We start from the raw sequence: 25626 nt of genomic DNA, 5'->3' as shown, positions 1-25626 counted from the left end.
CTCAACTATTTACTTCTAATACGTTTGAGGACTATTCGACAGAATGGTTTCTGCAAGCAGAAAATCTATTAAGGAGTCAATATCAACTGATCTTTCGCGAGGCATAAGATAGGCAAAAGTGCTGTCCCCAAAGAAGCCTCTGTTCGCATAAAAATAATTCCACTCTGCAATATACACAGCACCATTAATTCTATAGCATGGTGGTAATTGCTGCCGATTTCGATTGTGGCATTCTGGCTTTATAAAATTGATCATCGACCAATCAGAGGGCAATGTATTTGACCAGTAAGGGTGGTGCTCTGCTTCGCAAACTGAAACTACAGCTTGTGCATTTTTCTTGTTCAGCCAGTTAACTGAACCTACAATATCTTCATAAGCACGGAGTGGTGATGTGGGCTGTAAAAGCATAATGTGGGTGTACTTCTCTCCGCAGTTGCTGAAATATTTATAGGCATGAATCAGTACATCAGCAGTAGTTGCTTCATCGGTCGCTAAATTTGCTGGCCTCAAAAAAGGAATTTCTGCACCATATTTCTTACCGATATCAGCTATTTTTTTGTCGTCAGTGGACACCACCAGTTTAGTAATCACTTTACTTGCCAGAGCTGCCTCTATTGTCCATACTATCAGGGGCTTCCCTGAGAGTAACCTGATATTTTTCCCTGGGAGTCCTATGCTACCGCCGCGAGCCGGAATCACGGCCAGTATTCGATTTTCATTTTTCATTGATTTGCAATACTCTATTTCAATAAATTAAGCTTTTCTGTGGCTCTTTTATACTCTTCCCATTCACCTAAATCAAGATAGTCATTTTCGTTGACTGGATAAGTAAAAACCCTTTCATCATTTTTTAGAAGAATGCTGATAAATTGATTCATATCAAACGGTTGGGCTTCAGGAATATACTTCAATACATTACTATTCACAATATAAACCCCGGCATTTACAGGAAAGGTATACTCTGGTTTTTCCACAATATTTATGACTTTACCGCCTTTTTTGAATTTGATTACTCCATATGGAATTTTATAATGCCGTATTGATGATATGATCGTAAGAGCCGCCTGTTCTTTTTCATGGAATTTAACCGCATCTTCAAAATCCGCCCTGATAAGAATGTCGCAGTTGGAAACAATGAAATTTCCCTTAATCAATTTTTCCAAAAGTTTAAGACTTCCGGCTGTTCCAAGAAAGTCTTTTTCCCATACATAGTCAACCGAATAGGATTTTTCCACGCTTTTAAGATAAGATTCGATCATTTCGCCTTTGAAATTCAAAGTGATGAAATATTTTTCTATTCCAAACTTTCGGAACTGGTTTATGATAGCTTCCAGAACTGTCGTTTCACTGATCGGAACGAGTGCCTTAGGAAAAAGCCTTGTGAATGGTTCGAGCCTTGTACCTTTTCCACCCGCCATAATAACAACGGGTAAATCAATTTTTTCGAAGTGAGGTGCTTGGGGTTCTTGGTCTGAAAGAATCTGATCCCATGTTACATAGTTAACTAAGTGATCTATATTGTCCACTACTGGAATTAATTCTATTCGCTTGGCCAACATGATGCTTCTGGCCTGTTCCTTTGAATATTCCTGCTCTCTTAAGAAAAACGGGTGAGGATTATAAATATCATTAATCTTGGAGTTGATATTTTTACCCTTTAAAATGGCGCGCCTGATATCACCGTCAGTAATGGTACCAACAAGCCTTTTCTGCTCATCAACAACAATCAAAACCTTTTCAGCGCTTTGATCGATTTTCTTAAGAGTTTCCCTGATCGTGACGTCAGCAGTAATTATTACTTTACCCAGATTCATTTAGCATCTCCAGAGCATTTGAATTCAACGTCAAAGAAGTGCTTTTTAATTATTCCATCAAGTTTAGCTTCTTTCAGAATCCTGCAGATTGCCTTGGCTGCATTACCATCACCATGTAGATTCACAGTCATACCAAGCTTCTTCTTGAAATCATCAGTGTAGAGCCTCTCAACAGATGCCTGTATACTGCATACAGTCGGCTCACAATCAATGATACTGTCAGCCCGCAATCTCCCTTTCTGCCTGTCACCAATGTTGATCGTCCCGATTTTAAACGAAGGCGCTTCAACTATTCCACTGGATGAGTTACCCACTACAGCATCAACATGCTTTAACATTGATAAGTATCGCAACTGCCCTAAAGATAAAAAACTCCACGCCCTGTCTTTGTGCCGGGACACGAATTCATCTATCATAGTATTGATGACTCGTCCATGAGTATCGGTATTTGTTTTTGTAAAAACAATGGCAGTATCATCAAGCTTTTCTAATACGGAAACAAGATTGTAAAATTGCTGCTGCGTTGTATTATTCTCAAGTGTGACTGGGTGAAATGTCACGATGATGTTCTTTTTTAAAAATCTGACACCCAGATCATTTTGCAATTCTTCCCTGCTGAGCAGTTTCAATGTTTTGATGTTGTCGATACCCATTGCTCCTACATTATAAACTCTGGCAGGATCTTCACCGAGTTGAATCACTCGCTTCCTATACTGATCTGTGGAAACAAAGTGCAGACAGCTCATTTTGGTTATCGCATGCCTAAATGCTTCATCAACCGCTCCAACAGTAGTCTCGCCACCGTATAAATGTGCGATCGGAATTCTCAATACTTGTGCCGCCATTGCTGCAGTAACCATTTCATATCTGTCGCCAAGAATTACAATGACATCAGGGGCTAGTCTGAAAAACACCTCGCCGCAACCCATTAAAGTCAGAGCCATGGATTTGGTAATGCCCACAGGAGTGTCCGAGCTCAATGTTGATTCTATCTTTTCATCAATTTTAAATCCATCTTCTTCAATAGCTTTGTAAGTCAATCCGAATTCAGGAGAAAGATGAGCGCCTGTGACCACTAACTGCAACTGCAATTCATTATCACATGCAATTTCTTTAACAAGCGGCTTTAATATGCCATACTCGGCCCTGGAATCTGTAATAATACAAATTTTTCTTTTCACCTGGTGATTGCCTCATCCGTTTCAAAATCTTTACCCGCTATTTTACCGATCAGTTCATCCCAGAGCATCGGACTTAGCCCTGTTCCCGGTCGTTTAGCACAAAGATTAGTTTCTGAAAAATGTTCTCCCTTTTTTATTAGCTTTCTTGCCACAATGCTTTTTCGAGCAATCAATATATTCTTGGTTTCAGAAGAAGACGGCTGTTTCACCCCATTACCCAATGCCTTTTCTATGTTTCTTATGCAGTCAACCATAACCTTCAGTTCACTTGGTTCCAGCGAAGCCTTGTGATCAGGTCCAACCATGTTCCTATCCAAGGTAAAATGCTTTTCAATAATTTCTGCTCCTAAAGCTACTGCCGCAATAGGTACTTCAATTCCTGGCGTATGGTCGGAATATCCAACTCTGACTTTAAAAGCATCTCTAATGGTAATCATAGCGTTAAGATTTACATCTTCATAAGGCGTTGGATACTCTGTATTGCATTGAAGTACTGTGATTTTTCCCTTTTCAGTTCCGTTTTCACACAAAACTTCGAGTGCCTTTTCAATCTCTCCAAGTGTAGCCATACCTGTCGACAAAATTATCTGCTTATTAAGCCTTCCAATCATTCTTAAATAAGGGAGATGTGTTATCTCACCTGAAGGGATTTTTATCGTACTCAACTTCAATTCTGCAAGCAACTCGACGCTTCCCGGATCAAACGGTGTAGAAAGAAATTCAATCTTGGATTTAGTGCATTCATTGATTAATTCAATGTGCATATCTTTGTCAAGTTCCAATTTGCGGATCATCTCTAGCTGTGTTTCACAAACACCTGTGTTCGTTTTTTGATACTCAGCCTTCTCAGCACGATATGTGATACATGATTCTGCCTTGAAAGTTTGAAATTTTACTGCATCGGCACCAGATTGTTTTGCCACTTCGACCATTTTTTTGGCTATTAGGATATCACCGTTATGATTAACACCAGCCTCAGCTATAATAAATACTGGTTTTCTTTTAAATGCATCCATTATGTCTCCCGTTTTCATAAACTTACTTAACTTTTTTGACCGGGCAGCCGACATATGTCCCTTTCTCCAAGAGATCCTTTGTTACCAAGGCAGAGGCTCCAATCATTATTTCGGTTGAAATCGACAAATTTGGGAAAATCACAGCTCCCGAGCCGATGAAAACCAATTTATCTATCTTAACATTACCCGAAATAAGAACACCGGGTGAGGTGGTTGTGTAATCCCCAATAATGCTATCATGCCCAACAGTGCAAGCCAAATTCAAATGGACAAAATTTCCTACTTTAATATCAGTCGTTAATATCGAATTTGCACAGATAATATTTCCATGCCCCATCGCAACGAAATCTCGATCATAACACACACTGGGGTGAATCAAATTGGGGAAATTTTGTGGTGCTGCTTGTGCTACAATTTTTTCGTAGATCGCATTTTTAATTGTGGGGCTGCCAATTGCGATGAAGCAATTATTATTTGTGGTAGAGTGTTTTTTGAAAAACTCAGATTCATTAATCACACTAATTCCCTTTATTTTTTCTCCAGCCAAGGTGTTTTTATCATCGCAGACAAAATAGTCAGGTCGATAGTCGTCCTTGGAATCAGAATAAATATCTCTAGCCATCCATTCAACTTCACGCGCAAACCCTGCAGCTCCAAAAATAAAATTCATCAGAACACCTCTTCCTGTCAGTATTTATACATACCTTATTCGTATTCGTAAAAGCCTTTTTTTGTCTTCTTCCCCAGATACCTGGCAGCCACCATCTTCTTTAGAAGAGGACATGGTCTGTATTTCGGATCTTTGAAGCCTTCATACAGCACTTCCATGATGTACAGACAGGTATCCAGACCGATCAGGTCGGCAAGAGCCAGTGGACCCATAGGGTGATTCATTCCAAGCATCATCACTTTATCAATCCCCTTTTCTGTGGCTACCCCTTCCATCAAAGCATAGGCCGCTTCATTGATCATCGGCATCAGCAGTCGGTTAGAAATGAACCCGGGATAATCATTGACTACCACCGGTGTCTTCCCAAGCAGCTCAGTAAGGTTCATGGTTTCAGTAAGAGTTGCATCGCTGGTAACCATGCCCCTGATGACTTCCACCAGCTTCATGACCGGGACAGGATTCATGAAATGCATGCCTATCACCTTGTCCGGACGCTGAGTTTGAGCTGCTATTGCAGTAATGGAAATGGATGAGGTGTTTGTGGCAAGAATCGCTTCCGTTTTAACAATCCCGTCCAGCTTATTAAAGATTTCGAATTTGCTTTTAGCTTCTTCCAGTATAGCTTCAACCACAAAATCCGCATCTTTCAAGGATTCAAGGGCAGTACTCTTTTCAATTCTGCTCAATATTTCCGTTTTTTCGGTTGCAGTGATCTTTTCTTTTTCCACACTCTTCTGTAGGAACTTTTCAATAATGCCGTAACCTTTCTCAACCAGTTCCAATGAAATATCCAGAAGTGTGACGGAAAATTTTGCCTTTGCACAGATCAAAGCGATACCATGCCCCATTGTGCCTGCACCAACCACACCGATTTTCTTCATTTCCATGATTTCTCCCCTTTCAGAGTTCTACTTATTATCATGTATGGTTTTGCATACTCTCGATACATCTTGTGAAGACAGCGATACACTGCAAGGAATACTCAAAATTCTCTGATAAAGCTTCTCAGCCTTCTCTATTTTATGCGCTAAAGCATAGACATATGGCTTCTGTTCATGATTCAGCTTCCAGACCGGCCTGGACTGGATGCCCGCTTTGGAGAGCTTTTTCAGCAGCTCGTCCCTGGATAATCGATACTCTTCACCAATCAGCAGAGAATACATCCAGTAATTCGAAAAGCTATACGCAGGCTCATCTATCAGATCCAGACCCGGAATTTCACTGATTTTTTCTTTATACACCAGATAATTCTTCCTCTTGATCTCAACATACTTGGGAAGCTGCTCAAGCTGAGCCACACCTAAAGCTGCCTGTATATTTGTCATCCTGTAATTATAACCAACTTCATTGTGTACATAGTAGACATCATCGTCCTTGGCCTGGGTAGTAAGATACTTGGCTTTCTGAGCGAGTTTCTCATCACTGGTCAGTATCATCCCACCGCCTCCGGTAGTAATGATCTTATTGCCGTTAAACGACAGACAGCCCAGTTCCCCGATGGTTCCAGCTTTCCTGCCCTTGTATTTCCCAGTTTTGTAATAGCTGCCTAAAGATTCAGTGGCATCCTCGATTACAGTCAAGTTGAACCTGGCGGCAAGTTCCATCAGTGGCTCGATATCAACCGGATGGCCGAAGATGTGCACTGGGATGATTGCCTTAACAACAGCACTGCTTGATTTATTGATCAGGTTTTTCCCGTCAAATCTGCATTCTTTCTCGCAGAAATCTATGGTTTTATCCACATTAATATTGAGAAAGTCATCACAATCCATGAAGATCGGGCGTGCTCCGACGTAATTGACTGTATTTACAGGAGCAATGAAAGTCAGTGTAGGCACAATCACTTCCATGCCCGACATCACTCCTGCGACGAGCAGCGATACATGCAGAGCCGAAGTTCCATTTGCACAAGCTATGGCATATTTTGATCCTGTATAATCAGCTATCTCCTTTTCAAACTTTTCCACATAAGCGCCTGCAGTGGAAACCCATTCTGTTTTGATGCATTCAGTCACATATTTAAGCTCATTGCCCTGAAAACTGGGAACTGATAGAGGAATGAAATTCTGCTTTTCAGACATTGTAAATCCCTGCTTTATAGCCCTGCAGATTTTTCGGGTCCCTTAACCATTCGATTGTCTCAGAAAACCCCTTATCCAGCGAATACTCAGGCTTCCAGCCTGTCAATTTCCTGATCAGGGTATTATCTCCGCACAATCGCTCCACTTCGCTTTTTCCTGGTCTCAACCTTGCCTGATCACTGACGATTTTTGCCTTAGGGTTTATCATACTGATTAATTTCTTGGCCAGTTCGCCAATAGATATTTCTGAATTGCCGGCAATATTAATCTCTTTCCCGACAGTCTTATCTGATTCTGCAATCGCGATGAATCCCCTGCAGGTATCTTTGACAAAAGTCAGATCCCTGGTCGGGTGTAAAGCACCCAGTTTAATCTTTTTATATCCATTGAGTAACTGAGTAATGATCGTAGGTATGACTGCCCTGGCTGACTGTCTGGGACCATAAGTGTTGAAAGGCCTGACTATAGTCACAGGCAGATCAAAGGAGCGGTAAAAGGACTCAGCCATCCGATCTGCTCCGATCTTGCTGGCTGAATACGGGGATTGCCCTTGATAAGGATGCTTTTCATCGATCGGCACGTATTGGGCTGTGCCATATACTTCAGATGTGGAAGTTACAAGGATTCTTTTAGTGCTGAGATCCCGGGCAGCCTGCAGCACATTGAGAGTGCCTTTAATGTTAGTGTCCACATAGGAATCAGGAGAATGATAGGAAAATGGGATCCCGATCAGGGCTGCAAGATGAAAAACAACATCACAGCCCTTCATGGCTTCTCTCACTCCATTCGGGTCCCTCACGTCCCCGGCAAAGATCTCTATCTGATCAAGTTTTTTCCTGGAAAATGTATCCAGCCATCCCCAGGAGTTGAAAGAATTGTAATACACAAATGCCCGGACTTTGGCACCTTTCTCCAAAAGAGCTTCCACTAGATGGCTGCCGATAAAGCCGTCAGAGCCTGTAACTAAAATTCTTAGATTCTTTAATTTCAGCGAAATCCTCCAAACATTTTTTTGCTGCATGCGAGGGGAATTGATTTACATACACAAACCTTAGCGTTGAGTATATATCTTGATAATTATCCGGTCAAGTATTTACATGATGTGCTCTTAAGAGGCTCTCTACTTTTTTAAATTTTTCAAGATCAAATCGGGTAAAATTGTTCGGTAAAAATCAACTTTAAGGTGCATCCCATCATAAAAAAGGGAACAATCGGTATTTGAAATGTCAGGATTATATGAACCAACCAAGTCAATGCCATTATCAAAAGCATATTTTTTATAAAATGCCTCCGCTTCAGCCACAACAGCATATTTTTTAATTATTTTTTTGTAAGCTTTTGGATGATATGGCGCTAGTACAAAGATTGGTTTTACATTTTGCCCAACCAGAAAAAGGATAAATAAATTAAAATTTGTTTTTAGTTCTTGATCCAACTCATTAAAATCTCCTAACGAATATACAGGCTCCTCAGAAGCATATTCATTAGCCATCTTGCTTACTTCTTCTGAGGTTCGTTCTCTTTCAATTTTCGATAGTCCTCTTGATCCATCGAAACGAATGACTGAAGATGTCTCATTAGGCTTATCAGTAGTTTCCAGCATCTTCTTCTTTCTTTTAATTAAATATGTAAAAGACTCTTGAAAATAGGCTAATGAAATCAGTTGGCTCCATTTGTTCCATCCAGGAAAATTAAATGTAAATTTGGCTTTACCTCCCAATCTTAAAAGTCCATTGTTATATTCTTCTTTTAAAGAAATCCATCTTGTTTGGCCATTATTTTTATTTAGTAACCATGGATCCAGCCCTATGATAACAATCTCAGGTTTTATACCTTTATCAAAATACATTCCCATGATTGCAATAAAATCCTCAAGTGAAGCCCCTGAAACAAAATGATTGAAAAAAGTATTGTCGCTAAAAAGGTTCGACTCTATTTGCATAATTCTGCTTGAACCAAGTGAGATGATTTTAGGCGATTCTTCGAATGAATTAATTATATTTTTTTGCATGATTCTTTCATCGAAACTATCTATACCTGAAAAATTTTTATGAGCAATGATCAGTTTGGATATCTTGTTTTCAATTTTGGAATTACTAAATAGATTAGCAGGGTCAGTATAATAATTTGTACCAATAATGATGACAGACAATGGCAGTAATAAAAAAAACTTTAAAAAGAATTTTTTCATTTTTTTCAGAATCTAAAATAAATAAACTGAGACTCTCCCCACCGCCCCAAAAGCAATATGCACATTGCCATCGAATAGTAAACAAACCAGCGTCGATAAAAGCCATGAGAAAAGAAAGCAACCTTATTGCGAGTGAAATCTTTAAACAGAGGAAGAAAATAGACTGCAACTGTTACCGCCGCTGCTGCTGAAGCCTTTTTACCCCATGCCATGTTTGCGAGAATCGTATTTATGGACAATCCTGGATCAATTTTACAAATATTTTTCACTATGTAGAACGCGTCTTGAATGTTGGCAGCTCGGAAAAAAATCCAGGCAAAACAAACCATAGAAAAAGTCAATAACATTGAAAAAAAACTAACTGTACGTGAATTCTCAAATCTGTATCGTTTATTAAGTTTTTTACTCAATGGCTGAAAGAGAACTGATGTGGCCATATAAATTCCATGCAAGCACCCCCAGATAAAGAACCCTAACGTGGGTCCGTGCCAGATTCCACAAACTACAAAGGTGATCATTAAAGCCAGCGCATTCCCCAAGTTGCCATATTTTCTAAATGTCATCTGCAAAGGTTTGAAAATATAATCCAGAATCCATTGCGAAAAAGAAATATGCCATCTCCTCCAGAATTCAGCAATGTTTTTAGCTGCATAGGGTGAGTTGAAGTTGTTTGTCAGATCAATGTTGAACATTTTCGCTACACCCATAGCCATATCTGTATAACCAGAAAAATCAAAGTAAATTTGCCAAGCATACATAATAATCCCAAGTAGAAGTGGAAGTCCGGTAAATTTTCCAACATCAGCGAAGACCATGTTTACAGGCAAAGCCAGTGTATCGGCAACCACTATTTTTTTGAATAACCCGTTAGTAAATTGCATCACACCTAGTCGTAAATTATCGTAATTAAAATCGCTCCACTGCTTTAACTGTGGTATAAGTTTATCTGCGCGTTCAATTGGTCCCTGCAGAATCTTCGGAAAGAAACAGATAAACAAAAAGAATATTCCTAGGTTGTATTCAGGAAGTATTTTAGCTAAATAAACATCTATCAAGTATCCGATCGCTTGAAAAACAAAAAAAGAAATTCCAATGGAGGCGATTGTACTAGTCGTTGAAAAGATCATACTGCTGTTGAATAGACTAAAAATGCGGTTGCAAGAAGAAGCAATTAATAAAGAATATCGGGACAGTATCAATGGCAATAAAGCTAGAAAAATGCCGAGCCAGAGCAAACTCGTCTGATATTTATGATCTTGGTATCTATGCAATAGTTTTCCAAATGCAAAGGAAATCAGCGTTACAAATGTCAGTGAGAACATCAACCATAAAGATAGAAGAGAAGCATAAAAAATCAGGCTGAATGAGAGAAGTAACAACCATCGATTCTTCTTAGATGTTATGGAATAAAGTAAAACCAGTATCGATAAAAATCCGGCAAAACCAAAAGATTGAAAAGCCATTAGTTGCTTTGCTTCACGATTTTCTTCTCAATCGAAGAAATCAAATCCCCGACATTCCTAAAAGTTAATAATTCACGCTGGGTAAAACTGATCCTGAATGCTGTTTCTATAGCTAAAATAAGGTTGACATGCGAGAGTGAATCCCAGCCGTCCACATCATTTGCAGTCATAACAGGTGAAATTACGATTTCTTCATTGTCAAATACTTGTCTGAAAACATCATTCAGTTTTTCTGCAACATTCATGCCTCGTCCTCCATTGTGGAGAGATCACCGAGATCATTACCAAGATACATGGATTTAAGGACTCTCCGCATGATTTTTCCGCTTTTATTTTTAGGTATTTTGCTGATAATTTTAATGTCCTGAGGCGTAGCAATTGATGAAACTCGATTGGAAACATGCAGACGGATCTTTAATTCCAGTTCGTTATTCCATTCAATTCCAGGTTTCAGCACCAGATAGGCAACTACTTTTTCCCAGAGCAGATCATCCGGAGCTCCGATCACTGCGGTGTCTGCCACATCAGGAATTTCCAACAATGCACTTTCCACTTCAAATGGGCTGATCAGATGTCCGGCAGTGTTGATTACGTCATCTGAGCGGCTGCTGAACCAGAAATATCCTTCCTCATCAATATGAGCCAGGTCTCCTGAAAAATAGAATCCGTTCTTGAATTTGTTCTGATAAACTTCGTCCGCTTTGTTATATCCAGCAAACATTGATGACCATCCAGGCTTCATGCAAAGGTTACCTTTACTGCCGATAAGGCATTCAACTCCTTCATCAGATAAAACTCTGGCATCAATACCTTCAACTGGTTTCCCCATAGATCCAGGTTTGGCAATCAAACCCGGACGATTAGAAACCATGATGCTTCCTGTCTCGGTTTGAAACCAGGTGTCATAAATATCTTTTTTAAAAACACGCTTTCCCCAGAGAAAAACCTCCGGGTTAAGAGGCTCTCCAACACTGAAGATACTTCTCAATTCTGAAAAGTTGAATCCATAAAACAGATCGTCAGGTTCTCTTTTTAACATCCTTAAAGCAGTAGGTGCCGTATACCATACACTAACTTTGAATTGTTCAATTATCTTCATCCAGATTTCAGGGCTGTATGCTCCACCATAATGGATTTGGGTAATTCCGCAGCTCCATGGTCCGATTATTCCATATGATGTCCCTGTAACCCAGCCCTGGTCTGCAGTACACCAAAAAATATCATCGGGTTCTAACTGTAAAATTGATTTTGTCGTAAAATGCTGAGAAAGTATACTCTTATGAACGTGAATCACTCCTTTTGGTTTACCTGTGGAACCGGATGTATAGTGCATAACTGAAGGAGTATCAGGACCAGTCATCTCAATATTAAAGTCATTTTTTTCCGAGCCGGTCAACAACTTGTAACTCAAAACAGTATCCGAAACATGGCTGTTTGCATCGACAAGGATTATTGTTCTCAAAGTAGGCAACATTTTCCAGATCTTTTCAATTTTCTTAAGCTGGCTCTTTTTCGTAATCAAAATCGATGCCTCGCTGTCAAAGAGCCGGTCCTTTAAGGCGTCCTCACCAAAATTAGGAAACAGTGTTCCTGCAACTGCACGCTTTTTTAGAATTCCGAGGAATGAAAAAAATAATTCAGGAACTTTGGGTAAGAAAATAAATACCCTTTCGCCCGAAACTACATTCAACGAGTTTAGAGCATTGGCAAAACGGTTGCTCTCGATCTCCAATTCCCCAAAAGAAATCTCTCTCATCTCCATGGATGGTGAAATCCATTTCATGGCAGTCTTGTCTCTTAGTCCCTGTTCACACTGCAAACGGCTGCAAATGTACCCGATATTATACTGACCCGAATGAATTATTTTATTTTCCAGTGTATCACTCATATTTCTTTTTTGTTTCTTTTTTACTTCTTCTTGATTGTGGGTTTAAATTTCAAACCCGCAAAATTGCTCTTCCTCTCGTCAATGTCTACGCAGAACACTGTATTGCCCACATCCGCGAAGCAGGCGGCTGTGACGAGCCCGACATAACCGCTTCCGATCACTCCAAGTTTATACATAGAGCCCCTTACAAAATATTTTTGTTGCTATAACCGGGGTGATGTTTTGTTAGGGGCTCTTGGAGCACTAACAAAACTCATGCATCGGGTTAGCTTGCAAAATCATTTTATACCTGAAATCAAGTTTTGCAAGTGTCTCCATAGAGCATCTTTCAATTTTACTGTTTTTCTTCTTGATCGTGTGCTTGAATTTCAAAACTGCCGAAGTGTTTTAATTTTTTGAACCGGTGGAATTTTTCCACCAGTTCCTATTTGCGGAATTATGCAACCTTAGCCCTCAGCACCCGACCTTCCACTTCACACTTCAATTTATTTGAAGACAGTCTGTTCCTGACTTCCTCGATTTTTCTGACAGTCGCACGATCATAATATCTTTCGCCGCAATGATCGCAAACCAGAACATCAAGTGAAAGAAGAACAATATCCTTGCCGGTTCTGATCTCTTCATCCACCTTTTTCATGTTGATTTCCGGGTTTTTGCATACCACACAATTCATGGCTTTCTCCTTTCAAACTGCTCCCACCGCTCCGGGTCCGGCTGATAAGCAGTCACTATGATGCACAAGTGCTCTTTTTCGGAAACGGCGCATACAGCGTGAATCGGCCTGTCGCAACCTGTTTTCCCATATATCAGACAACTTGGATACGGTTCATCCGCTGGGTACAACTCAATGATCCTGCCATTGCCTATTGATTCTTCAATCTCCTTGTCAGTGATGCAGCCAAATTCCTCGTTTTTCATTTCAGATAAAGCATGACTGCTGTATAATACTCTGTCTTCAGCAAAACAATCTCTGATCAATTCAATCCAGTCAGTCAAGTTCGCTCCAATGTCACCTTAATTCCCTCCAGTATGGAAAGAAGTTTATCAAAAAAATTATGCATTGCACCTGATCAGATCACGCCTGGCTTCTTCCCAGGCTCGATTCATCTCGATCGCGCTTTTCCATTCCATCCAGATATCTTCGTCATCAATAGTGGCGCGGTTTTGGATGTCGGCTGAGAACTTTGTGAATTCACCGTATTTCCCGGTATTTTTTTCAATCACTTCACGAAACGACGCCAGTTTTTTTTCTATCAACATCATCACCATTTCTTTCACAGCTGAACTTTCGTCCTTGAACGCGCCGGTCACTACCAGGGGTCTGACCAGCCCGCGAATCACTTTTTCCAGATTCTTCATTTAGCCTCCTGCACGATTTCTCCCATTATTTAAACGGATTCACAATCTTCAGCTTTTTTTCGATAATCTGCCCATCCTGCATGTCTTCAGTGTATAAAATGCTGCAACCGCAAATTTATTTCCCATAAATTTCATCCCTGTTCATTGGGACAAAACCGGGTTTTTTAAGTGGTTTTTGGATTAATCTTGAAATCATGTCCTGTTCAGGATGGTTTTTTTCGGCTCTAGCTTTTCTCTCATTAGCTTCTTCCCGATTGAATTTGAAATTTCCGGTTTTAATTTTCAGTGATTTAAACTTGGGAGAATTTTCACGCTTTTTCGCCATATTTTTCTGCATTTTGCGTATCTGCTCAGTCAATTGTTCCAATTCATCTTCATTCAACTGCATGATCAAATCCCGCAACTGATTGAATTCGAGCTTAATGGCAACCGGCATGATTCCTCCTGCTTTATTTATAGATTATAACTCATTTTACCACGTGAGTCATGCTATCCGGTGCTCGACCCATGGGAGCAGGTTGCGGTTGTATTTTATTCCTCATTGAATTTTTCCGCGTATTTCCTGATTCTTTCAATCACCTGTAAAATCAGAGGCGTCTGCTCCAGCACATCGCGGAAAAGCTGCTTCAAGTCCTCTACGTTATAATCATGGCTGATTTCATTTCTCAGTTCCCTGAGATCGCGCATGAATTCCACGGAATCGATCAATCCGCGCTTGTGGGCTCTGTTGAAGGTGTCGATCATGGTTCCGCCGCCTTCGAATTCAGCCTCATCCAGGGCGCGGAAAGCTTTCTGCATCAGGATGTCGCTGGTCCTCGCGAATCTGCTGGTAAGATTCTCGAAATCGTCAAACTGATCTTCGCTCAGGTCTGCCGATAAATCATGCTCCAGGCATTTGTCATAAGACCTCTGCAGCCATCCGGTTGACTCGTTCAGTTTTTTCAAGACATGCAGCAGATACTCCCTGTATTCCTTCTGCGTCAAAGCCGCACCCCCTGGTTGAACGCAATTTTCTCAAGCGGTGTAACAGGATCTGCGGTCACCAGAAGATCAATCTTCTGTTCCCCAATTCGATCATAGATCTTGAGCTTTATCTTCCGCCTGGCCCGCCTGTCTATTTTATCGGAAAGCACCATCAGGTCGATATCTCCGCCCCGCTTGCCGTCGTCGGAGCGGGACCCGTACAGATAGATCACGGCTTTCGGATCTGCTTCTGCTACGCTTTCCTTGATCGCTCTGATTTCATCAGGACTAAGTCTCACTAACAGCTCCTTTTGCATTCGATAAAGATCATCAATATCTGAATTTTATCATTTTTATACAGAATTTTCATCTCAACAAGCATGTACAATGAGGTCAGGTAGTGGCTGTGGCATTCTCGCGCTCTATCAGCCTCTGCGCCTGGCAGATCAGGTAAAGAGGCAGTGACAGGAGCCGGTAACACCTCTGTTCAGCGCCTGGGATCGAAGTCCGGAACTCACCTGTAGAGGGAAAGTCAGTATTGAAGCGGACCGCGAAATCCGCTTTTTTCTCATGGAGGAAAACCTGCAGAGACCGCAGGGAGCCTGTTTTGCCGGCCTTGACTTCCACAGGCACCACTTTGTTCCCGGATTGGATCAGAAAATCCACTTCCGCGGAAGAGCTTTTTTTCTCGCGGTTCCAGTAATGAAGCCCTGGAGTTTCATAAGCTTCCCCTGAATAAGCGAGGTGTTGTCCGACGAACTGCTCAGCAATTGCGCCGCTGTTGATCAGCATGATGCTTTCGCTTCCTGTGAGAACCCTGGAATTCAAGCCAAGCATGCTGACTGCAAGGCCGATGTCCAGAAAAAGCAGCTTGAAATCCCTGCTGTCTGCTTCAGCGCCGAGCGGGATGCCGTTTCCCGAACTGTGGCTGACCCTGAAGACTATCCGCGCCAGCTCCAGCAGATGAATGCAGTCTGAAACTGCTTTGGCCTTTGCTCCGGGATCGATGCGCGAATATTTGACCTTGCAACCGAGCAGGGCTGGCAGCATGCGGAAGGTCTTTCTCAGCAGAATCGGATCGCAGCGCCTGCAGTATTTTCCGAAATCATCCTCAAAGGTCTGGATTATCGATTGCTGCTCCCTGTTGGCTTCCGTGATCTTTCCGGAATCAAGATAAGCCCTGATGCCTGACGGCATGCCTCCCACGATAAAAAAATCCCTCAGCAGCTGAAGCAGTTTGCCGTGAAAAGGGGCAGGCATCGATTCAATAGGCGAATAGTTACGCAAAAATTCCAGCAGCCTGGCTTCACCTACGGCAGCCAGAAATTCCTCGAAATCCAGCGGACCCAGATGCAGGTATTCCACCCTGCCGACAGGCATCGGGAAATCATGGTCAGACAGCACGAAATCCAGCAATGAGCCTGCGGCTATCAGATGGATTTCAGGGAGTTCCTCATGGAAGTACCGTAAAACAGGCAGCAGATCAGGCACAGCCTGAATCTCATCGAGAAAAATCAGCGTTTTACCTGGAATGACCTCTGCGTTTGCATCCACTTCCAGGAGCCTAACGATCTTGGCCGCGTCCCTTGATGCAAAGAGTTCAGCCTTTTCCGGATTCCTGTCAAAATTGATTTCCAGGATACTGGCGAACTTTTTCCCCAGTTCGCGCACCAGGTAGGTCTTCCCCACCTGCCTGGCACCTCTGATCACGAGCGGTTTCCTGCTCCCGCGCTTCTTCCATTCCAGCAGATATTCCAAAGCTTTTCTGTACATATTGCCCCCATTAATATCCTTTTTATGGACATTATACAAGGCAATTATATTCTTATTCAGGACAATTTACAAGGTAAATATCAGATTTTCAAAGCTTTGACCCAGTCCCAGTTGTCTTTCATCCATTTTACTGTCCTGGCCACGCCTTCCTGGAGTGAAATCTCGGGTTTCCAGCCCAGCAGCCTGCCTGCTTTATCTATATTCGCGCAAGTGGCAGTCAGATCAGCCTTGTGAAAATCAGAACATCCGCCATTCACCATTCACTATTCACCATCCGCTATCCGCTATTCACCATTCACTTTCCTATGCAATTATTCAAATACCACTGATAGTATTTTTTGATTCCTTCCTTGATGTCAATTTTTGCTTTCCATTTCAGACCGTTCAGCCTGGATACATCCTGCTGTTTCTTGGGCGTGCCGTCAGGCTTGGATGAATCCCATCTGATTTCACCATTAAATCCTACAATCCCTCTGATCAATTCCGCCAGATCCTTGATGGTCGTGTCTTCTCCTGTTCCGATATTGATCAGTTCTCCGATTTCCTGGCAGCTGAATTTTTCCATCAGCATCAGGCAGGCATCAACCATGTCATCCACATGCAGGAATTCACGGTATGGCGTTCCTGAACCCCAGAGTGAGACATGGTCTGGGTAGATGCCGAAACGGGATAAGTGACTGGTGGTTAGTGAATGGTGATTGGAAAGAGCGGTGGACAAATCTGCCGGGAAATTGCCGTATTTTTTCAAGTCTGAAATCACAGCATCATATTTTTCTTCAGAGAGCAGTTTTGCCAGCTGGAACTTGCGCAGCATGGCTGGCAGGACATGCGAAGTTTCCAGATTGAAGTTGTCGTGCGGGCCATACATGTTGGTAGGCATCACTGAGATGAAATTTGTGCCGTATTGCTCGTTGTAATAGCGGCAGAGCTTGATCGCAGCGATCTTGGCAATCGCATAGGGCTCATTGGTCGGTTCCAGCGGGCCGGTGAGCAGGTATTCTTCCTTGAGCGGCTGAGGCGCGAGCTTGGGGTAAATGCAGGAAGAACCCAGATTCAAAAGCTTCTTCACTCCGAATTTATAGGAACTGTGGATCACATTTGTGGCAATCATCAGATTGTCGTAAATGAATTCTGCCTTATAGGTGTTGTTGGCTAGAATCCCGCCGACTTTGGCTGCTGCCAGGAATACATATTCAGGTTTGTGTTTTTCAAAAAAACGCTCAGTGTCTTCCTGTCTTCTGAGATCCACTTCAGTGTAATGCGCGAAAATCAGATTTTCGTAGCCCTGTTCTTTCAATTTCCTGACAAAGGCGCTGCCTACTAAGCCATCATGTCCGGCTATGTAAATTTTCGCAGCTTTTTCCAACATTACACCTCGTATCTGTGGCCTATCTTAAAGCCGCTCAGATTCAGATGAGATACTTTGGAGGCTTCCAGAAGATCTGACAATACCATTTCATTCACCAGATCCGCGAATGTAGTTTCAGGTATCCATTTCAGTTTCTTTTTGGCTTTTGACGGATCTCCAAGCAGAAAATCCACTTCTGTAGGCCTGAAATAGCGCTCGTCGATCTCGACAATGGTCTGCCCTTTTTTCAGAGGCAGCTGTTTACATACCTTATGGATTGTTTCAGCCACTTCCTGAAGTTCAGGTTCGGAAATTTTCTTGATGATTCCCTTTTCCTGCACGCCTTTTCCGGTCCAGCTGATCTCGATCCCGAGTCTTTTGAACGCGATTTCCACGAATTCGCGCACAGTCCTGGTTTCGCCTGTGGCGATCACGAAATCGTCAGGCTCCTTCTGCTGCAGGATCAGCCACATCGCTTTCACGAAATCCCTGGCATGGCCCCAGTCGCGCTTGGAATCCAGGTTGCCCAGATACAGTTTCTGCTGCAGCCCTAGCGCGATCCTGGCTGCAGCCATAGTGATCTTCCTGGTGACAAAAGTCTCGCCTCTGATCGGGGATTCATGATTGAAGAGTATGCCGTTGCTGGCAAAGATGTTATAAGCTTCCCTGTAATTCACAGTAATCCAGTAGGCATAGATCTTGGCAGCAGCATACGGGCTTCTGGGATAAAACGGAGTCTTTTCAGTCTGCGGAGTTTCCTGGACTTTGCCGTATAGTTCACTAGTTGATGCCTGATAGAATCTGGTTTTCTTTTCAAGCTTCAAAATCCTGATCGCTTCCAGCAGTCTCAAGGTTCCTATCCCATCGGCATTTGCCGTATACTCGGGATTGTCGAATGAGACCTGCACATGGCTCTGGGCTGCCAGATTGTAGATTTCATCAGGTTGCACTTCCTGGATGATCCTGATCAGGGCTGTAGAGTCTGTCAGATCGCCGTAATGCAGCTTGAATTTTACTTTATTGTCATGCGGGTCCTGATACAAATGGTCGATTCTCTGGGTATTGAACGAGGATGATCTGCGCTTGACTCCATGCACAACATATCCCTTGTCAAGCAGCAGTTCAGCCAGATATGCCCCATCCTGCCCAGTAATACCGGTAATCAGCGCTTTTTTCATGTCTGCTCCATCAGTAAAGATTCTGTAATGTGAAGTATCTTAACCTAAAAGGGTTCAGATCTCAAGAGGAAGTGAATCAGATCTTTAAATCTTTCACCCAGTCCCAGTTGTCTTTCATCCATTTAACAGTCCTGGCTACGCCTTCCTGGAGTGAAACCTCAGGTTTCCAATTCAACAATCTGCCGGCTTTCTCAATGTTTGCGCAGGTGGCAGTCAGGTCAGCCTTGTGAAAATCAGCGCTGTTCCTGTCCATTTTTCTGCCTGTTTCCTTTGCGATCAGTTCAATCAGATAATTCAGCTGCTGCGGGTGATTGTTGCCCAGATTGATCACTTCATAGCCCACGTTTTTCAAGGCAGCGACAGTTCCCCTGGCAATGTCTGTCACATAAGTGAAATCCCTGGTCTGTGTCCCATCGCCGAACACTTCGATTTTTTTGTCGTGCAGAGCCCACCAGCTGAAGCGGAAAATGCTCATGTCTGGCCTGCCTGCAGGGCCATAGACTGTAAAATACCTGGGGATCGAGACGTCAATGCCGTAGAGATAGTGGTAGGAATAGCAGATGGCTTCTGCGGCTTTTTTGGTAGCTGCATAAGGAGAGATCGGCGTGTTCACAGGAAGCGTTTCCGCGAAAGGCATCGGCTGCCCCGCATACAGCGAGGAAGTGGAAGCAAGCACGAATTTTGGCACCTTGTATTTCCTGCATAATTCCAGGAGATTCAGCGTCCCGTCCGCATTCGTGGTCATGTAGACAAAAGGGTTTTCCATGCTGTAACGCACTCCGGCTCTGGCAGCCAGGTTGATCACAGCTTCGAATCTGTTGTCCTGAAAAATCTTTTCCAGCTCCTGATAGTTTTCAATATCCAGGCGCTTGAATCTATAATTTTTCCGCTTTTCAAGCTGCTGGCAGCGCCAATTTTTGATCCTGACATCATAATAGTCATTCAGATTATCCAGGCCGAGCACATCGCGGCCCTGGGTCAGCATCTGATCAGCCACAACATTTCCGATAAAGCCTGCAGCGCCTGTCAGAAGGATCATTGGTACTCCCTTGGCAAGTGAATAGTGTTCACAGCCTGTGTATTTTTTTGTCCTGAATCCCGTGATAGGCATCCCTGGTGTCGAAAATCAGGCCGGCATGCTTCAGAACCAGCTCGTAATCCAGCTCCCTGTGTCTGGTAGTCACTATCACTGCATCATATTTCGAGATCGCTGCCGCAGTCAGCTGGATGCTCTTGATGATTTTACCGCCTTCCCTGATTGTCTTCACATATGGATCAAAATAATCCACACTCGCCTGCACATCTCTCAGCAGCCTGTAAACTTCCAGCGCAGGAGACTCCCGCAGGTCATTAATGTCCGGCTTGTAGGCCACGCCAAGCAGCAGTATTTTCGAACCATTCAAAAGGATTTTTTCCCTGTTCATGATTCTGGCAAGTTTCTGCAGCACAAAGCGCGGCATATTGCCGTTGATATCAGTGGCCAGCTCTATGAATCTGTTGTAAAAATCGAACATCTTGGCTTTCCAGGAAAGATATGTCGGATCAAGCGGTATGCAGTGGCCGCCAATGCCCGGGCCAGGATAAAAGCTCATGAATCCGAAAGGCTTGGTGGCTGCCGCAGAAATCACGTTCCAGATGTTGATCCCCATTCTGTCGCACATCAGTGCCATCTCGTTCACCAGAGCAATGTTCACTGCCCTGTACGTATTCTCCAGCAGCTTCACCATTTCGGCTTCCTCTGCGGAATCGACTTTCACAACAGTGTCTATCACTGAGGAATAGAGCTGACAGGCTGCTTCAGTGCAGGCAGCTGTGATGCCGCCGATCACTTTGGGCGTATTTTTTGTATGATATTTCGGATTACCCGGGTCCACCCGCTCAGGCGAAAAAGCCACCAGGATCTCGGTTCCCACCTTGAAGCCTGACTTTTCAATTACCTGGGCTACCAGCTCCCTGGTAGTGCCAGGATAAGTGGTGCTTTCCAGCACAATCAGCATCCCTTTATGCAGGATCTTCCTGATTTCAGCCATTGAATTCACAATATACGAGACATCAGGTTCCTTGGTTTTGCGTAAAGGTGTAGGCACTGCAATCGAGATGCAGTCAGCTTTCCTGAGCAAGGAATAATCGCTCGAAAATTCCATCCTGCCTGTATCTATCAATTTTTTCAGCCGTACAGTCGGAACATCCAGCACATATGAGACCTTCTTTTTCAGCGAAGCGATTTTTTCGTGGCTGATGTCCACTCCCAGCACCTGGAATCCGGCTGCAGCGAATTCGCAGGCCAGGGGCAGGCCGACGTATCCCAGGCCCACAATGCCAATTTTAGCTTGCTTATTGGAAATCTTTTTTAGAAGTTTAGTCATAGAACCTCTTTCAAAATGTCAGTGACTGGTGATTAGTGATTGGTGATTAGTGAATAGTAAAGAAAATCTTTTCCAATCACCATTCACTATTCACCATCCGCCATTCACTATTCACTTTCCTAAATCCCATTGAAATTCCCGGCTTTCCGCAGCAGAAACCTGTACAGGAAATAATAGACTAGTAAGAAAAACAGGAAGCTTGTGAACAGGATAGTTGTGCTGTAATAAAAAGTGCAGGCGAACAGCGCAAAGCTGAATTCCCAGAACAGGATGCAGGCAGTGGTCTGCTTCTGGTTCTTGAAATGTTTTAAAAGAAGATGATGGAAATGCACCTTGTCGGGCAGGAACGGCTTTCTGCCCTTGGCCCGCCGCCTGAAGATAGTGAGCAGGATTTCATAGACAGGATAGATGTTGATCAGGATATAGCACCAGGAAGAGATTTCCGGGTGATAGAAACCGAAGAAGATCGAGAAGGTCACGATCAGGAAGCCCAGCGAATAGGTGCCTCCGTCTCCGATAAAGATGCTGCCCAAAAAAAAATTGATCAGGAAAAAAGACAGTGTGGCGCCTGCGATGATGGCGAGCATGGTCTGGAACAGGGTTTCATGGGTCAGGCTGCTCAGGTAGAAAAGTGATCCGAATGAAATCAGGGCTACTCCTGAGGAGAGGCCATTCAGGCCGTCGATCATGTTGAAGGCATTGATAAAGCCTGAGATGGCAAAGACAGTGAACGGGATTGCGATCAGGACCGGCAGGAAGATGCCGACATGGCTGATCCAGACCTTGAAAATCACTATGAACAAAAGGGAGCTGACAATAGTCAGGCCGAGCCTGGTCTTGTAATTGATGGTGTGCAGGTCATCGCTGAAACCGATCAGAAAGAACATCAGGGTCAGGAACAGGTAGTGTTTGGTGAAAAGCGAGGGCAGGAACATCAGGGAGATGATGAAAAAAGTGGTGAAAATTCCCAGGCCGCCCATGCGCGGGATAGGATGCTTGTGGATTTTCCTGAATTCAGGCTGGTCGAACAGGCCCATTTTATTGGAAAGCAGGATCAGAAACGGGATCAGCACAGCATTGAAAAGCAGGGCAAAGGCGAAGACTGTCAGGGAGTCAGTGCCCAGGTTTTCGATCATTGCCGCCAGGTTTTGATTCATGTGCATCATTGTATCCGATTTCAGCTTTAATTTGAATCATGGTTTCGGTAAATGTTCCTGGCCGATCTCTCAGCCCCTTGTGGGGTGGCCCTCTGAAACGCCGGGTTGAAAGAACCAACACTCCCTGATATCATAAAAACTCTACTGACAAGTTGAAAATTAGGAGATTTATTCAAATGAAAGCAGTCATCCTGGCAGGCGGACTGGGCACAAGAATCAGCGAGGAATCGCATCTCAAACCCAAGCCGATGATCGAAATCGGGGACAGGCCGATCCTCTGGCATATCCTGAAAATCTATGGCTTTTACGGCATCAATGACTTCATCATCTGCTGCGGATACAAAGGCTATCTGATCAAGGAATATTTCGCCAACTACCGCCTGCACATGTCTGACGTGACATTCGACATGAAATCCGACCAGGTGGAAGTGCATCAGAACAACTCTGAAGACTGGCGGGTCACGCTGGTCGATACAGGGGAAAATACGAACACAGGCGGGAGGTTGAAACGGGTGCAGAAGTATCTGAAAAATGAAGACTGCTTCTGCTTCACTTACGGCGATGGTGTTGCGAATATCGAGATCGACAAGCTGGTGAAATTCCATAAACAGCAGGGCACTGCAGCCACGCTGACCTCAGTGCAGCCTCCAGGCAGATTCGGTTCAATCTCCATCAATCAGCATAAAATAACCAGTTTCAAGGAAAAGCCCCTGGGTGATGGAAGCTGGATCAATGGCGGCTTTTTTGTTTTAAACCAGGATATTTTCCGCTATATCGAAGGCGATCTGTCTGTCTGGGAAAGGGACCCGCTGGAACGGCTGGCTGCTGACGGCCAGCTGTCCGCCTATCAGCATACAGGGTTCTGGCAGCCGATGGATACACTGCGGGATAAAGTACACCTGGAAGAGCTCTGGCAGAAAAACCAGGCACCCTGGAAGGTCTGGAAGTAATTACAGCTGGGATTTGAGCGCGATAAATGAAAGCAAAGATAAAACCCCGGATCGATCTTGTAAACAGAACGAAATTAGAGACTGTGATCCCTTTAAGCGTTCCCTTTATCATCAATGTCGACCCTGCTGACACCTGTAATTTCCAGTGCAAATTCTGCCCGACAGGCGACAGGGACCTGATGAAAAAGACCCTGGGCCGGAACCACGGAGCAATGGATTTTAAACTCTATCAAAAAATCATAGACGATATCTGCGGGTTTGAAAAACCGATCAAAGTGCTGCGCCTCTATAAAGACGGCGAACCCTTGCTCAATCCGAGATTTGCAGAAATGGTCGGTTATGCGAAAAGATCGAAATGCGCAGACAGGATCGACACTACCACCAATGCGGTCTTATTGAATCCAGCCAGAAACATTGAAATCATCGAGGCAGGCCTTGATCGGATCAATATTTCCATTGAAGGCATCAATGCTGAGCAGTACAGGGAATTTTCCAAGTGCAAAGTCGATTTTGAAAAGCTGGTGGAGAACATCCGACATCTTTACGAGCATAAAAAAAACTGTGAGATCATCGTCAAAATCAACGGCGACATCCTGTCAGAAGATGACAAAACCAGGTTTTATGAGATATTCGGGGATATCGCTGACGGAGTTTACATCGAGCATATCATGTCCTGCTGGCCTGAATTCGAGCTTAAAGGTGTGGAGGTCAATCAGGAATACGGGATCTATGGCCAGAAAATAAAGGAAGTGCTGGTCTGTCCCTATGTTTTCTATTCATTCTCAATCAATTCAGACGGCACTGCCAGTATCTGCTTTCTGGACTGGTCCAGAAAATTGATTGTCGGAAACGCGAAAACCGAAAGAGTAACAGGCATCTGGTCAGGAGAGAGGCTGAGAGAATATCAGAGAATGTTTCTCTCGAAAAAACGGAAAAGCCATCAGGTGTGCTGTGAATGCGGCCAGCTCTCGCACGGCCAGCCGGATGACATCGATGAATTTGCAGAGATGCTGCTTGATAAATTGAGAGATAAATGAGCAGGAATGCGCTGCGTTTAAAGCCGTACAGCGCAGTAACCCCTGCTCTTTGCCGGACTGAAAATCTCCTGGAAAGCATCCTGACAGCAGATCCTGAGCTTAAACCGCGGAAGGTAGATAAGCCGGTTGTACTTTATGGTGCAGGGAAACTTGGCAAAATGGCTAAAAAGTTTTTTAACCATTTGAACCTGCAGTTTTCATATGTAGTGGATAAAAATGCAGCCGCCTGTAAAACAGACAAATTCTGGCAGGATACCAGTGTGATCCATCCGGATCAGGTAAGTGCGGCAGATAAGAAAAACTCATTGCTTGTAATCTGTATTGTAACAATCCCGCTGATCGCTCTGCGGGATGAACTCAAAGCCACAGGCTGGGAAGACATTGCTTTATTTTACGATGTCAGTGAAGCGTATTCCTGTCGTTACCCGATCAGCAATGGCTGGTTTCTGGGTAAAGTAAACCAGAGTGACCGGGAGTCTGTCAGAACAGTTTTTTCTGCTTTTGCTGATGATGCTTCCAGGCTGCATTATCTTCAATTTCTGGCCTGGAGGAAACTAAGGATAGAATTATTATTTAATCTGGAAATAAACAATGACAATCGCTTTTTCATCCGGGAAATCACCGGTGTACTGAGGGAAGACGAGGTTTTTGTGGATTGCGGGGCGCATCAGGGATCTGTCACGGAAAAATTCTTAAAAACAGTCCGCAATAAATACAGAGAGATCTCTGCAATTGAACCTGACGGCATTAATTTCGAGCTGCTTAAGGCTAACTTGAATCATGTTGCAAATCTCAATTTCATCAAATGCGGCCTGAGCGACAGGAACGGCAGAGAAAAGTTCTGCCAGGGATTTGATTTTGCATCGAAATTAAGTAAAAATGGCCTTGATCTGGTTGAGACAGTCAGACTGGACAGTTTGAATCTCAGTGCCACTTTGATTAAAATGCATCTGGAAGGCGGAGAGCTGGCAGCATTGAAAGGCGCAACAGATACAATCCGGAGGTACCGCCCGATTGTGGCAGCAACTGTTTATCATAATTCAGACGGAGTGCTTGCCACACCGCAGTTTGTGATGAGCAACACTATGGATTATGAATATTATTTCAGATTGCATTCATGGGGCGGGACAGGGGCTGTGTTTTATGCTGTTCCGGTCGAGCGCAGCAACAAATCAGAGGAGAAATAAACTG

At 43.5% G+C, this 25626-nt stretch carries 28 protein-coding genes and 1 pseudogene; 3 read left to right on the top strand and 26 right to left on the bottom strand.

Going from position 1 to position 25626, the window contains the following annotated elements:
• Positions 1-15: 15 nt before the first annotated feature.
• The 26 genes and pseudogenes from PHW04_02870 to PHW04_02745 all read right to left on the bottom strand — a co-directional run bounded on the left by PHW04_02870 (position 16) and on the right by PHW04_02745 (position 22448).
• Positions 16-726 carry an acylneuraminate cytidylyltransferase family protein gene (locus tag PHW04_02870; GenBank protein MDD2714818.1) on the bottom strand — a complete coding sequence of 237 codons (711 nt, stop codon included), beginning with the start codon at positions 724-726 and terminating at the stop codon, positions 16-18.
• 14 nt (positions 727-740) lie between these two features.
• The gene (locus PHW04_02865) at positions 741-1814 is read right to left on the bottom strand and encodes a sugar phosphate nucleotidyltransferase (protein ID MDD2714817.1); all 1074 of its coding nucleotides are present in this window, start codon (positions 1812-1814) and stop codon (positions 741-743) included.
• Positions 1811-2995 carry a UDP-N-acetylglucosamine 2-epimerase gene (neuC, locus tag PHW04_02860; protein MDD2714816.1) on the bottom strand — a complete coding sequence of 395 codons (1185 nt, stop codon included), beginning with the start codon at positions 2993-2995 and terminating at the stop codon, positions 1811-1813. Before neuC ends, PHW04_02865 begins: the two co-directional genes overlap by 4 nt.
• Positions 2992-4011: an N-acetylneuraminate synthase gene (gene neuB, locus PHW04_02855; protein ID MDD2714815.1), complete on the bottom strand. Its 1020-nt coding sequence runs from the start codon at positions 4009-4011 to the stop codon at positions 2992-2994. Before neuB ends, neuC begins: the two co-directional genes overlap by 4 nt.
• A gap of 22 nt (positions 4012-4033) precedes the next feature.
• Positions 4034-4681: a NeuD/PglB/VioB family sugar acetyltransferase gene (locus PHW04_02850; protein MDD2714814.1), complete on the bottom strand. Its 648-nt coding sequence runs from the start codon at positions 4679-4681 to the stop codon at positions 4034-4036.
• A 35-nt stretch (positions 4682-4716) separates the two neighbouring features.
• Positions 4717-5568: a 3-hydroxybutyryl-CoA dehydrogenase gene (locus PHW04_02845; GenBank protein ID MDD2714813.1), complete on the bottom strand. Its 852-nt coding sequence runs from the start codon at positions 5566-5568 to the stop codon at positions 4717-4719.
• Positions 5569-5589: 21 nt separating this feature from the next.
• Positions 5590-6762 carry a LegC family aminotransferase gene (locus tag PHW04_02840; GenBank protein MDD2714812.1) on the bottom strand — a complete coding sequence of 391 codons (1173 nt, stop codon included), beginning with the start codon at positions 6760-6762 and terminating at the stop codon, positions 5590-5592.
• Positions 6755-7783 (bottom strand): NAD-dependent 4,6-dehydratase LegB, encoded by a 1029-nt coding sequence (locus tag PHW04_02835; protein ID MDD2714811.1) that lies wholly within the window; start codon positions 7781-7783, stop codon positions 6755-6757. Before PHW04_02835 ends, PHW04_02840 begins: the two co-directional genes overlap by 8 nt.
• 99 nt (positions 7784-7882) lie before the next feature.
• Complete coding sequence (locus PHW04_02830) at positions 7883-8953, bottom strand: DUF1574 family protein (protein MDD2714810.1); 1071 nt, start codon at positions 8951-8953, stop codon at positions 7883-7885.
• Positions 8954-8958: 5 nt separating this feature from the next.
• The gene (locus tag PHW04_02825) at positions 8959-10416 is read right to left on the bottom strand and encodes a hypothetical protein (GenBank protein ID MDD2714809.1); all 1458 of its coding nucleotides are present in this window, start codon (positions 10414-10416) and stop codon (positions 8959-8961) included.
• Positions 10416-10661 carry an acyl carrier protein gene (locus PHW04_02820; protein ID MDD2714808.1) on the bottom strand — a complete coding sequence of 82 codons (246 nt, stop codon included), beginning with the start codon at positions 10659-10661 and terminating at the stop codon, positions 10416-10418. The genes PHW04_02825 and PHW04_02820 overlap by 1 nt, the downstream gene beginning before the upstream one ends.
• A complete protein-coding gene (locus PHW04_02815; protein MDD2714807.1) occupies positions 10658-12304 on the bottom strand; it encodes an AMP-binding protein in 1647 nt (548 codons plus the stop codon). The genes PHW04_02820 and PHW04_02815 overlap by 4 nt, the downstream gene beginning before the upstream one ends.
• 68 nt (positions 12305-12372) lie before the next feature.
• Positions 12373-12480 (bottom strand): annotated as a pseudogene (locus PHW04_02810) (hypothetical protein).
• 260 nt (positions 12481-12740) lie between these two features.
• On the bottom strand, positions 12741-12977 hold the full coding sequence (locus PHW04_02805; GenBank protein ID MDD2714806.1) for a YgiT-type zinc finger protein: 237 nt from the start codon (positions 12975-12977) through the stop codon (positions 12741-12743).
• Positions 12974-13300 carry a DUF4258 domain-containing protein gene (locus PHW04_02800; protein ID MDD2714805.1) on the bottom strand — a complete coding sequence of 109 codons (327 nt, stop codon included), beginning with the start codon at positions 13298-13300 and terminating at the stop codon, positions 12974-12976. The genes PHW04_02805 and PHW04_02800 overlap by 4 nt, the downstream gene beginning before the upstream one ends.
• 57 nt (positions 13301-13357) lie before the next feature.
• Positions 13358-13663 (bottom strand): hypothetical protein, encoded by a 306-nt coding sequence (locus tag PHW04_02795; GenBank protein MDD2714804.1) that lies wholly within the window; start codon positions 13661-13663, stop codon positions 13358-13360.
• 115 nt (positions 13664-13778) lie between these two features.
• The gene (locus tag PHW04_02790) at positions 13779-14051 is read right to left on the bottom strand and encodes a hypothetical protein (protein ID MDD2714803.1); all 273 of its coding nucleotides are present in this window, start codon (positions 14049-14051) and stop codon (positions 13779-13781) included.
• A 143-nt stretch (positions 14052-14194) separates the two neighbouring features.
• Entirely contained in the window at positions 14195-14647 is a 453-nt protein-coding gene (locus PHW04_02785; protein MDD2714802.1) for a hypothetical protein, read from the bottom strand.
• Positions 14644-14925, bottom strand: coding sequence for a nucleotidyltransferase domain-containing protein (locus tag PHW04_02780; protein ID MDD2714801.1), 282 nt, complete (start codon positions 14923-14925; stop codon positions 14644-14646). Before PHW04_02780 ends, PHW04_02785 begins: the two co-directional genes overlap by 4 nt.
• Positions 14926-15019: 94 nt before the next feature.
• Positions 15020-16399, bottom strand: a complete 1380-nt coding sequence (locus PHW04_02775) for an AAA family ATPase (protein ID MDD2714800.1) — start codon at positions 16397-16399, stop codon at positions 15020-15022.
• Between the two features lie 80 nt (positions 16400-16479).
• A complete protein-coding gene (locus PHW04_02770; GenBank protein MDD2714799.1) occupies positions 16480-16659 on the bottom strand; it encodes a hypothetical protein in 180 nt (59 codons plus the stop codon).
• A gap of 35 nt (positions 16660-16694) precedes the next feature.
• Positions 16695-17765, bottom strand: a complete 1071-nt coding sequence (locus PHW04_02765) for a GDP-L-fucose synthase (GenBank protein ID MDD2714798.1) — start codon at positions 17763-17765, stop codon at positions 16695-16697.
• A gap of 2 nt (positions 17766-17767) precedes the next feature.
• Entirely contained in the window at positions 17768-18925 is a 1158-nt protein-coding gene (gene gmd / locus PHW04_02760; GenBank protein ID MDD2714797.1) for a GDP-mannose 4,6-dehydratase, read from the bottom strand.
• 76 nt (positions 18926-19001) lie between these two features.
• Complete coding sequence (locus tag PHW04_02755) at positions 19002-19964, bottom strand: GDP-mannose 4,6-dehydratase (GenBank protein MDD2714796.1); 963 nt, start codon at positions 19962-19964, stop codon at positions 19002-19004.
• A gap of 28 nt (positions 19965-19992) precedes the next feature.
• Complete coding sequence (locus PHW04_02750) at positions 19993-21291, bottom strand: nucleotide sugar dehydrogenase (GenBank protein ID MDD2714795.1); 1299 nt, start codon at positions 21289-21291, stop codon at positions 19993-19995.
• 119 nt (positions 21292-21410) lie between these two features.
• On the bottom strand, positions 21411-22448 hold the full coding sequence (locus PHW04_02745) for an MraY family glycosyltransferase (protein MDD2714794.1): 1038 nt from the start codon (positions 22446-22448) through the stop codon (positions 21411-21413).
• 176 nt (positions 22449-22624) lie between these two features.
• Here PHW04_02745 and rfbF point away from each other — a divergent pair, with 176 nt between their 5' ends.
• The 3 genes from rfbF to PHW04_02730 are packed head-to-tail and all read left to right on the top strand — an operon-like array spanning position 22625 to position 25622.
• Entirely contained in the window at positions 22625-23398 is a 774-nt protein-coding gene (gene rfbF / locus PHW04_02740; GenBank protein MDD2714793.1) for a glucose-1-phosphate cytidylyltransferase, read from the top strand.
• A gap of 26 nt (positions 23399-23424) precedes the next feature.
• The gene (locus PHW04_02735; GenBank protein MDD2714792.1) at positions 23425-24435 is read left to right on the top strand and encodes a radical SAM/SPASM domain-containing protein; all 1011 of its coding nucleotides are present in this window, start codon (positions 23425-23427) and stop codon (positions 24433-24435) included.
• The gene (locus tag PHW04_02730; protein ID MDD2714791.1) at positions 24432-25622 is read left to right on the top strand and encodes an FkbM family methyltransferase; all 1191 of its coding nucleotides are present in this window, start codon (positions 24432-24434) and stop codon (positions 25620-25622) included. Before PHW04_02735 ends, PHW04_02730 begins: the two co-directional genes overlap by 4 nt.
• Positions 25623-25626 lie beyond the last annotated feature (4 nt).

This window comes from Candidatus Wallbacteria bacterium (assembly GCA_028687545.1).
In the GTDB taxonomy this organism is placed as follows: Bacteria; Muiribacteriota; JAQTZZ01; order JAQTZZ01; family JAQTZZ01; genus JAQTZZ01.
This window is presented reverse-complemented; position numbering and strand designations above follow the sequence as displayed.